The 12,016-nt window shown below is 43.3% G+C and carries 10 protein-coding genes, 1 pseudogene and 1 riboswitch; of the genes and pseudogenes, 8 read left to right on the forward strand and 3 right to left on the reverse strand.

Features of this window, described 5'->3' with window-relative positions:
- Window positions 1–104: 104 nt before the first annotated feature.
- Together HHK01_RS02295 and HHK01_RS02300 are read right to left on the reverse strand one after the other, a co-directional pair.
- A complete protein-coding gene (locus HHK01_RS02295) occupies window positions 105–299 on the reverse strand; it encodes a hypothetical protein (protein ID WP_170006248.1) in 195 nt (64 codons plus the stop codon).
- Between the two features lie 153 nt (window positions 300–452).
- Window positions 453–1,739 (reverse strand): ATP-binding protein, encoded by a 1,287-nt coding sequence (locus HHK01_RS02300; RefSeq protein WP_228027627.1) that lies wholly within the window; start codon window positions 1,737–1,739, stop codon window positions 453–455.
- 441 nt (window positions 1,740–2,180) lie between these two features.
- On the opposite strand from HHK01_RS02300, the gene HHK01_RS02305 reads away from it, so the two are divergent.
- Together HHK01_RS02305 and HHK01_RS02310 are read left to right on the forward strand one after the other, a co-directional pair.
- Window positions 2,181–2,348: a hypothetical protein gene (locus tag HHK01_RS02305; RefSeq protein WP_170006249.1), complete on the forward strand. Its 168-nt coding sequence runs from the start codon at window positions 2,181–2,183 to the stop codon at window positions 2,346–2,348.
- Between the two features lie 71 nt (window positions 2,349–2,419).
- Window positions 2,420–3,052, forward strand: coding sequence for a GTP pyrophosphokinase (locus tag HHK01_RS02310; RefSeq protein ID WP_228027628.1), 633 nt, complete (start codon window positions 2,420–2,422; stop codon window positions 3,050–3,052).
- Window positions 3,053–3,100: 48 nt separating this feature from the next.
- Here HHK01_RS02310 and HHK01_RS02315 read toward each other — a convergent pair whose 3' ends face one another.
- Window positions 3,101–3,298, reverse strand: coding sequence for a hypothetical protein (locus HHK01_RS02315; protein ID WP_170006251.1), 198 nt, complete (start codon window positions 3,296–3,298; stop codon window positions 3,101–3,103).
- Window positions 3,299–3,423: 125 nt separating this feature from the next.
- Between HHK01_RS02315 and pabB the strand changes: the two genes are divergently transcribed.
- From pabB to HHK01_RS02350, 6 genes and pseudogenes are all read left to right on the forward strand, one after another.
- On the forward strand, window positions 3,424–5,169 hold the full coding sequence (gene pabB / locus HHK01_RS02320) for an aminodeoxychorismate synthase component I (protein WP_170006252.1): 1,746 nt from the start codon (window positions 3,424–3,426) through the stop codon (window positions 5,167–5,169).
- 303 nt (window positions 5,170–5,472) lie between these two features.
- Window positions 5,473–5,796: pseudogene (gene liaF / locus HHK01_RS15480) on the forward strand (cell wall-active antibiotics response protein LiaF); the annotation flags it as partial.
- Window positions 5,797–5,980: 184 nt separating this feature from the next.
- A riboswitch (cyclic di-AMP (ydaO/yuaA leader) is annotated at window positions 5,981–6,126 on the forward strand.
- A 169-nt stretch (window positions 6,127–6,295) separates the two neighbouring features.
- Window positions 6,296–7,636 carry a TrkH family potassium uptake protein gene (locus HHK01_RS02335; protein ID WP_170006254.1) on the forward strand — a complete coding sequence of 447 codons (1,341 nt, stop codon included), beginning with the start codon at window positions 6,296–6,298 and terminating at the stop codon, window positions 7,634–7,636.
- A 493-nt stretch (window positions 7,637–8,129) separates the two neighbouring features.
- Window positions 8,130–9,101 carry an ABC transporter ATP-binding protein gene (locus HHK01_RS02340; RefSeq protein WP_170008623.1) on the forward strand — a complete coding sequence of 324 codons (972 nt, stop codon included), beginning with the start codon at window positions 8,130–8,132 and terminating at the stop codon, window positions 9,099–9,101.
- Between the two features lie 13 nt (window positions 9,102–9,114).
- Window positions 9,115–10,119, forward strand: a complete 1,005-nt coding sequence (locus HHK01_RS02345) for an ABC transporter ATP-binding protein (RefSeq protein ID WP_170006255.1) — start codon at window positions 9,115–9,117, stop codon at window positions 10,117–10,119.
- Window positions 10,120–10,212: 93 nt separating this feature from the next.
- The gene (locus tag HHK01_RS02350; RefSeq protein WP_322619378.1) at window positions 10,213–12,012 is read left to right on the forward strand and encodes a peptide-binding protein; all 1,800 of its coding nucleotides are present in this window, start codon (window positions 10,213–10,215) and stop codon (window positions 12,010–12,012) included.
- Window positions 12,013–12,016: the final 4 nt, after the last annotated feature.

The following is a 12,016-nucleotide window of genomic DNA, read 5'->3' on the forward strand; positions in this document are numbered from 1 at the left end:
TTTACACATTCATAACGAGAGTCTGGAACGTTTGATAGAATATTTCCCCTATGGTATGAAGAACTCACGGTGCAAAACGAAAACCAAGGAGATACCAGTTCACATTATTTTTTCTTTCTCCCCGACTTTTCAAGTGATTTCACACGACTTTTTAGTTGAGCTATCTCCTTCGCCACATACACTTGAAGCAAAAAGAAACACACAGATAACGCCACGAACGCCACTTCCAACTCTTGAAGATAAGCTTCTATTAGTAAAATCGGAAAGATCATTGCAATAGCAGCGAGCAGTAGGTGCATGGAACCCATCCTTTTTCTCGTTTGCTACCACTATACGTGCCCAAGCTTAAGTCTATGCAACAGTCACAAAATTCTGTTGCTTTGAAAGGTGTCCCTCTTTTACATCGTGATTCACCAGAAGGGCTGAGATAAAAGAGGAGCAGTCTAAACATGCTAAACTGAGGGAAGTTCAACGTGAACAGTAGTGCCTTCACCTACTTGACTTTCAAAATGGATTGTCCCTTTTAAGCGCTCCACAATCCGGTAACAGACGGCAAGACCCAGTCCACTGCCCCTTTCCTTTGTAGAATAGAATGGCTCTCCTAAACTGAGTAGGCGTTCTTCCCCAATACCAATGCCATGGTCTGTAACGGTAATGTGTACATGCTCGTCTTGTTTAGTAAGCGTAATGGATACGGTATCTCCTGAGGTAGTTGCTTCTAGAGAGTTTTTAATCAAATTAATAAAGACTTGCTTTAGCTGGCTCGCGTTTCCAAACACGATAGCGGGCTCGCTTGTTTCATTTTTCAAATGGATAGAGATATTGTTCATATTGGCTTCTGCGTCCATGAGAAGTTTGACTTGCTGTAAAATGTCCCACACGTTTTCTACTTTCATCTCCACATCTTGTTTCTTACCTAGAATTAACAGTTCACCCGAGATCAAATTAATCCGGTCAACCTCTTCTAGCATAATGTTCATGTGTTCTTCGTTTACCACTTTACTGGATTTCATCAGCTGAATAAACCCTTTTAAAGACGTAAGAGGATTGCGAATTTCATGGGCTACTGCTGCGGCAAGATGTCCAATGACAGACATCTTTTCAGAAAGCATCATCATTTCTTCCTCACGTCTGTGTAAAGTAATGTCGCGGGCAATGCCGAAGAGGCCAACTACTTCATCGTTAATAATGCTAGGAATAAGCGAACAACGAACAATTCGTTCATCATCTTTTGCGTTCACGATGGTCGTCTCAAATTGTCGCGGTTGTCCAGTTAGTGCCATGTCAAAATGTCGCTTTGCGCGATCGACTTCTTCTGGGGACAATAAGGTGTCCAAGCGTTTTCCAATCCATAGAGTAGAGGATTCACCAATAGCTGCAGCACCTCTGGGGTTTAAGGCTAACAAATATCCTTCTCTACTAAGCTCAAACACAGCATCTGGGTTATGATTGAACAAAGAGCGATAGTGCTCGTTACTAATTTTTAATTCGCGTTCTTTTTGCTGCAACTTTTGCTGTGAAACCATGATCCGTCTCGTCCAGCGGTCCAACAGAAAATATAAACTAATCGCCGTAACTAAAATGAAGAACCAGCCTTTGTACCGCTGAAAGAAACTATATAGCGTGAGCGACTCATCAGCCACTGACATTGATAACATGTCGGAGAAAAGTATCCACAGAGCACCGATAATTAAGTAAATGATAGTAATGTGAAAGGCAATGCTATACGGAATTTTCACGAGTGTTCACATCCTTACTCTGGTTTGGGCGGTCAGAAAGGCGTTGTGCTCGCGGGGATGCGAGTGTGCCTTCGGAGCGACATAGACGTCACGACATTAGCCTTTCATCCTTACTATTCATACATTACATAAGTTTCTCCAGTTTATCATGAATCATCAAAGAATTTAGTTGTTTGAAATAAGCTAAGGTGTGGAACTTTTGTGAAGTTAGGACAAGAGCTATCCACTTTTTTCGGAAAATTTGATATAGTAAAGAAGAGTTGTCATAATGGGGTCCACACGATGTGGATCAAAAAGGCTTCACACGAGGAAAGAGTGGCTGGGGGGATGCACTCGCAAGGAGTGTGCATGCGTTGCGCCAAGGACAATGCGTAGTTGCAGGCCTTCCTTATTAGACGTCGCGACTTTAGCTTTTCATCCTTAAAAGGAGGAATTACGACCGTGACTCAAGATGATAGGTTGTGGGAACAAAAGCGCTCTGATACGATCAGGCGGCTCAAGAATCAAGGGGTTCGAATTGACAGATATGAACCAACGAAAGCCATTCAACTGCTGCGCAAGTGGACACAAAGCCTGGCTAACGAATCGATTGAGGGTTTGGAAAAATAGTCATGCTCTTTTTTTGCACATATACTTCACTAAGTGAATAATTCTGAGGTGAACAAATGCCGAATTCAACTTTGACTACACAACAAATAAAAGAGTTTTTACTACCCTATAAGTTTGCGATGGATGAGCTAACCACAAAGCTTATCATTATGAAAGAAGAGGCTGCACATTTATTGGATCACAATCCTATTGAACATATGAAAACGCGTATAAAAACCGCTGAAAGTATAAAAAAAAAGCTAACTAGAAAAGGACTTCCTGCTGACCTTACACAAGCAAAGACACTACATGACATTGTAGGCGTCCGCCTTGTATGCGGATTTAAATCGGATATTTATCATGTGGCGCGTTTTATCGAAAAGCGGAGGGACATGCGGGTAGTTGAAGTCAAAGACTATATTCAACACTCGAAACCGAATGGGTACCAAAGCTTGCATCTCATTATTGAAGTACCGGTAGAATTAGCACATCGCACTGAGCTAATTCATGCAGAAGTCCAAATTCGCACCCTTGCTATGGACTTCTGGGCAAGTCTAGAGCACAAAATCTTTTACAAATACGAGCGGGAAATTCCTGCGCATTTAAAAGAGGATTTAAAACGAGCGGCAGTAGCCGTTGAGGAACTCGATCAACGGATGGAGTCCATTCAGGATGAAGTTGTCGAATTGGACGAATCATTTGATGACATATTTTTACCACGATAAGGGAACAGGCTGGTACAGGGGAGTGCACCCTTGTATCAGCCTTCTTTGTTATGGGTTACGATGCAGTTCCATTTTCTCTCGTAGATCGCGAACTTCTCTACGGAGGTTGCTAAGTTCCTGTCTTACATCTTTATAATCAGCGCGTGTCTCAATGCGAGAAGTAGAGCTATCTATCCCGTCCCTAACCCCAACACGGATAATGAAGTACATAATCACAAGACCAATAAGCCAGAGGATGATCCCCATTTTAAATTCCCCCCATCTTATACCACTATATCAAGAGAAGAGACCATTTGAATAGGAGATAATGTCGTTTTACTGCCCATTTTGATATACTTTCGCTAGATAAAATGAAATGAGGAACGGTCGACATGCAACAGAACAGTGTAGACATTCAATTTCGATTCGAAGCGCGTGACGGTACGGTACGGGAGCAACCGCTTTTGTTCCGAAATCCAATTCGGATCCTTGAGGCACGGACGATAGAGGAAGTGCACCAAACTCTTAAGGAGGCACAGTGTGCATGGGAAGAGGGGTATTACGTGGTCGGATATTTGGCGTATGAGGCTGCCCCTGCATTCGACCCAGCTTTTACTGTGCACAACGGATACGACGGTCCACTTGCTTGGTTCAGTGTGTTTGAACGACCAGAGGAGTATGATGAACATAAGCGTGGTTCTTTTACCGTTTCTGAGTGGGTTCCCCAAACAAGTCGTAAAGACTTTGATCAAGCAATCGATGCAGTTCGAAGCGGAATTGTTCGCGGTGAAACGTACCAAACGAACTATACAATTCGGCTGAAGGGTACGTTGACCGGTGATGCACATACTTACTTTGAAGCCTTACAACAACGACAAAAAGGTCCATATAGTGCTTACATCCATACAGGGAAAAGAGTATTGTGTTCGGCCTCTCCTGAGTTGTTCTTCAGATGGGACGGGAAAACGATCGTGACGCGTCCGATGAAGGGAACGGCTCCCCGGGGCAAAACAATGCGTGAGGACGAAGAGAACCGTGCCGCTTTACAGCAAAGTGAAAAGGAACAGGCGGAAAACGTGATGATCGTGGACTTGTTAAGGAACGATATTGGTCGTATTGCTGAGCTCGGTTCCGTTCAAGTGCCACAGCTTTTGACGGTGGAAACGTACCCCACTGTCTTTCAAATGACATCTACCGTAGAAGCGAAAACGCGAGAAGATGTAAAGCTAATCGATGTACTCGGTGCGCTCTTTCCATGTGGTTCCATCACCGGAGCCCCGAAAGTGTCGACGATGAACTACATACATGACTTAGAATCCAGCGCCCGGGGTGTCTATTGTGGCGCAATCGGCTACATGGAACCAGGGGGAGAGGCGGTGTTTAGCGTGCCGATTCGAACCGTAGAGGTTGACGTGGAAACAGGAAGCGCGGTTTACGGTGTGGGGGGTGGCATTACTTGGGATTCTAAGGCGACATCTGAGTATGAAGAAGTGTTGAATAAATCACAAATCCTTATTAACTCGACCAGTGAATGGTCACTTCTCGAAACGATGCGCGCTGACAACGGGAAGGTCATCTATTTGCAAAAACACCTTGATCGAATGGAGGCTTCAGCTCATTATTTTGGCTATCCATTTAATCAAGCTCACGTGAAGCAAACGATAGAAGAAATTGCTAAAGAAGACGATTGTCAATCATATAAATTACGAGCTTTGCTATCTTCAGATGGCGAACTGACCGTTGAGAAATCTCTTTACACACACGATAATGAAGTCAAAACAGTTAGACTAGCGACAACTCCCGTCGATCGAAACCATCTCTTCCTCCAGCACAAAACAACACACCGCGACGTATACGAACAACATCAACGTGCGCACCTTGATGTGTTTGATGTATTACTTTGGAACGAAGATGGCGAACTCACTGAGTTTACACTTGGAAATGTTGTGTTGGAGATCAATGGGAAACGCTACACACCACCGCTTACCAGTGGGTTACTAGCGGGAACCTTTCGTGAATTCTTGCTGGAAACTGAGCAACTCCACGACCGTGTTTTACGAAAAGAAGACTTGGAACGAGCTGAGCGTGTGTGGCTTATTAACAGCGTTCGGGAGTGGGTTGAAGTTGAATTTATATGAATCACGGTGACTTAGCCGAACCACTCTTAGGTTCGGCTTTACTTGTGCTAGGAATTAATGTGCCATAATGCTGAGACTTAAAGACCAATATCACCTTTTATCACCATCACCGAACACTAAGTCTCTAGACCTACTGCAAAAAATGTCCCTGGCTCATGGTGGCGCCTCCTTTTTCTCGGTAATCTTGCAAAAATTGCTCAGCTTGAAAAACAGTCTCAGGCAAAAAAACTTGTTGCAGAAAAATAAGAAAGAACGCTAAGCCAAAGAAGGCGTGTCTCCTAACAGTGAGAGCTTGACGATCGCCCCTACGCATGGGAGGATGTTTGGGTTCAAACATTTTACGGAGAGACCATGATAGATTTGTCTAAAACTGTGTTGCCTGAAGGAGACGCTACGGTCGTTGTCCAGCACGTATTCGGTGATATTTTCGTTTTGCTACCTTACGACTGGCCGTGTACGTTGCACCATTAAGCGCTCAGCGGACGAACTGTTATCTTTCAAGAAGTGGACGAACAGCTATGGAACGCATCACTTTCCTATGAAACGGAGAATTTTGCAGAGGAACGCCGACGTATCAAACTGTTTACTTCTGTCGTGTTCGGCAACGTGGAGGTGAAGAGGGTATGACTACGGTTCTTAGGCAGTGGGGATATTTTGTATTGTGGAAGAGTGGCCAGATGCTGTCGTTTTAATCTTTGTTACGCGTTTCCTGCATGGTTGAGTGCTGTGCTCATGAGTGTTTTCAGATAGCTGGTTGACAGTTTGGATAGACAGGAGTAAATTATGCGTAGTCAAAAAACTTCATCACGTGCCCTGAAAACCGCTGAGTCGTTTTTCGAGCGGGGGAACCAATTTGTCGGCATGTCCGACTTGGGGTGAATCTTACTAAGGAGTAAGACGGGATATTCTCAATTCCGAATCCGACAGCTAACCTCGCAAGCGTTATGGGAAGAAGGGCCTTTTTTACAGGCCATTTCTTTGTGATGGTCTTTTTTGTGCTGGGAAAAATTCAGTGCCGAGGTGAAGCTGTCGTGAAGAAAAAGCAATTTGCAATTATCGGTGGAGACGTACTCGTAGTTATTGGTCATAAAATGGATCCTTATCGTTTTGGGGAAGAGGGTACACAATGGTGAATGTGTTAAGAAAGCTTGCTAAGAGTAATATACGCTTATCACCGCCACAAACATTAGCCAGTGGATTTCTCATTATGATTCTAATAGGAACTGTGTTGCTAAAGCTCCCAATTTCAACTATTGAACCCATGCGGTTGTTAGATGCACTGTTTATGGCGACCTCAGCTACAACAGTCACTGGACTAGCCGTTATTGATCAGGGTACCGGGTTTACGACATTTGGTTATGTAGTGCTTATGCTACTGATGCAAGTGGGAGGATTAGGATTTATGACGTTTGCTGTCATGATTGTACTTGTGCTGGGCAAACGTGTCGGCTTAAAGGAGCGGATTCTTGTACAAGAAGCCTTGAATCAAACATCAGTAGGTGGAGTTGTGCGCCTCGTTAAAGTACTGTTCATTTTTTCTATTTCAGTCGAGCTATTGGCTGTATTATTCCTTTCTATAAAGTGGGTGCCTGAATATGGCTGGACGGATGGGATTTTCTACAGTCTATTCCATGCAGTATCCGCTTTTAATAACGGGGGATTATCTACCTGGTCTGATAGCTTAATGCAGTATGTAGGGAGTCCGGTCGTCAATATTACCATATCTAGTTTATTTATATTAGGTGGGATCGGATTTACAGTCATTGCCGATTTGTATTATCGAAGATCGTTTCGTAAATTGTCCTTGCATTCCAAACTAATGATTGTTGGAACGTTTGTTTTGAACTTCGTCGCTATGCTCATTTTATTTACCATTGAATACAGCAATCCAGCTACATTAGGTGCTTTGTCTTTTATTGAAAAATGGTGGGCATCCTATTTTCAAGCTGTCGTACCAAGAACCGCGGGCTTTAACTCCATTTCAATAGGGAGCATGGACGAAGGGTCCATTTTGCTCATTTTATTTCTCATGTTTGTTGGAGCGGGAAGTGGGTCAACTGCAAGTGGCATAAAGCTAACAACCTTTTTGGTCATCATCTTCACGGTCAAGTCTTTTTTACGCGGACGCAAGGAGGTTACTATTCAAAAGAGAACAATTAAAAACGATATCATTCTTCGTGCACTCGCCATTACTGTTACTAGTGCTTTTATTGTATTTCTCTCTATCTTTTCACTTACTTTAACAGAGGACGCTCCGTTCATCTGGATTGTATTCGAAGCTTTTTCAGCCTTTGGAACGGTAGGTTTATCCATGGGCTTAACCGCTGAATTATCTGATGTAGGCAAACAAATCATTATAATTCTCATGTTTATAGGAAGATTAGGACCGCTTACGCTTGCGTTCTCGTTAGCAAAAGCCAATCCAACCAAAATCCGTTATCCAGAAGGTGACGTATTTACTGGATAATGTCATGAAAACAATTTGATTTTGTGAGAGTGCATATGAGCAGGGGATGTCCGATAAGTGACAGCTCACCACGGTTTTACGCCATATATAGTGTTTTGGGTTTTGACAACACTATATATGGCGGTTTGGTGACTGTTACTTTGCTTTTAGGACAGCCCCTATTTGGGTTTTAAGTGTCATGAGTGAGCGGTATAACGACAATAAATTTCGACAAATTAATTCAAAAATCTAGCAATTGGTGTCTTCATGTTATTTAAAGGGAGAATTGATTTTAAAGCAAGTGCACCCTTTTATGCCTATTTTATAGGGATTTTGAATAATCTGCTTCCAATAACTGATGAGAGACAGCATAAAAATGTTAGAGAATCGGGGTAATATTTTAATAATTCTACGTGTTGAAAAGATTCTGTCTTACGTGTATACTTTCTGTCATAAAGTAGTAACAAAGATTGAAGTACTAGACGAAAACAGAAATAAAGCCGAGGTGACGCGAATGACGCAAAAGGCATTATTAGACGTTGAAGGGTTAAAGACTTACTTTTACTTAGAAGACAAAAAAGTAGCAAGAGCTGTAGATGGTGTTGATTTCTCAATCAATCCAGGGGAAACTTTAGCGCTCGTCGGTGAATCTGGTAGTGGAAAAAGTATCACATCTCTTTCTATTATGCAGCTCATCAATAAGCCTGGAAAAATTAAAGAGGGGAAAATTTCCTTCGGTGATATGGATTTAGTGAAGTTGTCAGATAAACAGATGTCGAAGGTACGTGGTAAAGACATTGCGATGATTTTCCAAGAACCGATGACCGCCTTAAATCCGGTATTCACCATTGGAAACCAAATAATCGAAACATTAAGGAAACATGAAAAACTCACTAAAGTACAAGCGCAACAAAAGGCTGTACAACTTTTAAAAATCGTAGGCTTTCCTAGAGCGGAAGAAACGATGAAAGAATATCCTCACCAGCTCTCAGGAGGAATGCGTCAACGAGCGATGATTGCCATCGCAATATCGTGTGATCCTAAGTTGCTCATTGCTGACGAGCCAACAACGGCACTTGACGTAACGATTCAAGCGCAAATTTTAGACCTGATGAACGAGATGAAACAAAGACTAAATATGGCTGTCTTACTTATTACCCACGATCTTGGGGTGGTGGCAGAGTACGCTGACCGTGTCATGGTTATGTATGGTGGTCAAATTGTTGAAGACACGACTGCTGACCAACTGTTTCATAATCCGAAGCATCCATATACGACAGGTCTGCTAGAAAGTTTGCCAAGTCTTGACAAAGATGTCGACCGGCTAGGCGCGATTAAAGGAACCGTTCCACCCGCTCATAGTTTTCCACAAGGGTGCCGTTTCTCGGAACGTTGTCCACACGCAATGGATAAATGCCGTGAATCCAATCCGAGTTTACTAGAAATAGAGACGGGTCACGACGTTCGCTGCTATCTCTACGAATAAGGGGGCTTAATACGTGTCACTAGTTGAAAAAGAGCTATACAAACAGACCGATAAAGACATACTTGTGCAAGTCAAAAACATAAAAAAATATTTCCCTATAAAAGGTGGCATTTTGAAGCACACAGTCGGTCACGTAAAGGCTGTGGATGACGTGTCGCTTGATGTAAGAAGAGGAGAGACACTCGGTGTCGTAGGTGAATCAGGGTCGGGAAAATCGACGCTGGGTCGAGTGATTTTACGGCTACTTCAGCCGACGGAAGGCCAAATCATCTTTGAGAACGACGATATCTCTCGTTTAAGTAATCGAAAGCTTCGCGAATACAGGAAAGATATGCAGATCGTCTTTCAAGATCCGTTCGCATCGCTCAACTCGAAAATGAGCGTAGCGGAATTAATTGAAGAGCCTCTTCTCGTGCAAACCCAAATGAAAAGAAGTGAACGGAAAGAGAAGGCAATTAACTTACTGGAAAAAGTAGGGCTACGGGCTGATGACCGATTGAAATATCCCCACGAATTTTCAGGGGGTCAGCGTCAGCGTATTAGTATAGCCCGTGCTTTAGCGTTAAATCCGAAATTTGTTATTTGCGACGAGCCCGTGTCTGCACTGGATGTATCTATTCAAGCGCAGGTATTGAACTTGATGGCTGACCTACAAGACGAGTTTAACTTAACGTACTTATTCATTGCTCATGATTTGAGTGTGGTCAAACATATTAGTGATCGAGTGGCTGTCATGTATCTCGGACGTATTGTTGAAATTGCAGACAAAAATGAACTCTATCAAAACCCGCTTCATCCATATACACAAGCATTACTATCTTCCGTACCCTCTACCGATGTCCACAACCGGCGCGAAAAGATTATTTTGCGTGGGGACTTACCGAGTCCTTCCAATCCGCCATCAGGTTGTGCCTTTAGAACGCGTTGTCCACAAGCGCATGCTCGTTGTGCAGAGGAGCGTCCTGAATTAGTCGACATGGGTAATGGTCAACAAGTTTCTTGCCACTTATACAACTAGAACGAATAGCGAGAAGCGGGGAACGAAGGGGGTGGTGTAGAGTTAATAATAGGAGCTTCACCGAGTTTTGACATTATAAAAGGGGTGAATCATGTGAAGTTAAACAAAAAATGGTTACTTATGCTTATGCTTATCCTCTTGCTTGGGGTGCTCGCAGCATGTTCTGGAGAAACGACTTCCGAAACACCGGAGGAAGATCCTGGTGGGGCAACAGAAGAAGATCCGGCTGAGGAGGAAGATCCGGCTACTGGTGAACCACAAATGGGTGGAACAGTTACCGGTGCTATGGACACAGCGCCTGGTGGTATTTTTAACCCGATTTTCTACAAAGACTCTTATGAATCGAATATCACATCGTTCGTTTTCGAAGGGTTAGTTTCACAAGACGAAGACCTTCAATTTATCCCGAGTCTAGCGTCTGATTGGGAATTCAATGAAGATCAAACGGAGTTAACTTTTACTTTAGAAGAAGGTGTACAGTGGCAAGATGGCGAACCATTTACGGCTGATGACGTAGTATTTACGTATAAAACGCTTGCAAGTCCTGGATATGTTGAAGCAGGCGGTGTACGTACCGACTATGTTGTTCGATTGCTTGGCTATGAAGAATTCAGCTCTGGGGCAACAGATGAGTTCCAAGGTGTTGTTGCTGAAGATGACTATACAGTTACGTTTAAGTTTGCGGAGCCTAACGTAACGGCGTTAAAAGACGCTGCTTTCTCCATTATTCCAGAGCATGTCTTTGCCGATATACCTATAGCTGACATTCCTTCAGCAGGACCGACTTTGAACCCTGGTGAAGTCATCGGTACAGGTCCGTTCAAGTTTACGGAAATGATCGAAGGCGAGCAGTATATCCTTGAAAAGAATCCTGACTACTGGAAAGCTGAACCATATCTAGATAGCATTATTTGGCGTGTTGTTGACCAAGCGGTTATTATCGGATTGTTGGAGACAGGCGAGATTGACTTTGTCGCTGACCCGAATGGCTTCCAAGCAGCAGACTACGAAACAGTAGCTGCGTTAGACAACGTCGAAATTATTGAGCAACCAGACTTTGGTTATCAGTTAATGGGGATGATGCAAAACCACATGACAGAGGAAGATGCTGCTTCTGGTACGATTAATCCAGATAATTGGGTACCTAATGAGAAGTTAGCAGATCAAAGCGTTCGTCAAGCGATTGCTTATGCGATCAATCGTCAAGGAATTATTGACGGGTTACTTTACGGACGAGGGGAAGTCATTAATGCACCAATTGCCACTCAGTTCTGGGCTTACGATGGAGAGAATCCAAACCAATATCCGTTTGATCCAGATCTCGCCAAAGAAATGTTAGACGAAGCTGGATACGTTGACACGGATGGTGACGGTTTCCGTGAAAATGCTGACGGTGAAGAATGGGTTCTTAACCTAGACTATCCGACAGGAAACCAACTCCGTGAACGCTCAGCTCCTATCATTGAACAAATGCTTGAAGACGTAGGAATTAATATCAACCTCCGTCAACCGATGGAATTTGCTGCTTATGCAGATGAGTTGACAGGGACTAACACAGATTGGGATCTATACTTACTAGGTTGGGCTTTAGGTAGTGGAGACCCAGATCCAAGTGGGTTGTGGAAATCTACTGCTGCGTATAACTATTCTCGTTGGAACAACCCTGAAGCAGACCAACTACTAGAAGATGCGCTAACACCGCCTGATGCATTTGACCAAGAGTATCGTACTCAAGTGTACAGTGACTGGCAAGTGATGTACCAAGAAGAATTACCTGCCTTAATCTTGTATGCACAAAACAGCTTGTGGGCTTATAACGATCGTCTACAAGGGGTTAAAGCAATGCCAGCTTCCATGTACTACGATCCACACTTGTGGTATGTAACTGAATAACAAC

Origin of the sequence: Bacillus fonticola (assembly GCF_012955605.1) — a bacterium.
Lineage (GTDB): Bacteria > Bacillota > Bacilli > Bacillales > JC228 > Bacillus_CG > Bacillus_CG fonticola.

What these genes read in the sequence shown, in the direction of transcription:
- HHK01_RS02295 (WP_170006248.1), bottom strand. Translation starts at nt 299, where the DNA reads ATGCACCTACTGCTCGCTGCTATTGCAATGATCTTTCCGATTTTACTA.
- pabB (WP_170006252.1), top strand. Translation starts at nt 3,424, where the DNA reads ATGCAACAGAACAGTGTAGACATTCAATTTCGATTCGAAGCGCGTGAC.
- HHK01_RS02340 (WP_170008623.1), top strand. Translation starts at nt 8,130, where the DNA reads ATGACGCAAAAGGCATTATTAGACGTTGAAGGGTTAAAGACTTACTTT.
- HHK01_RS02315 (WP_170006251.1), bottom strand. Translation starts at nt 3,298, where the DNA reads ATGGGGATCATCCTCTGGCTTATTGGTCTTGTGATTATGTACTTCATT.
- HHK01_RS02335 (WP_170006254.1), top strand. Translation starts at nt 6,296, where the DNA reads ATGGTGAATGTGTTAAGAAAGCTTGCTAAGAGTAATATACGCTTATCA.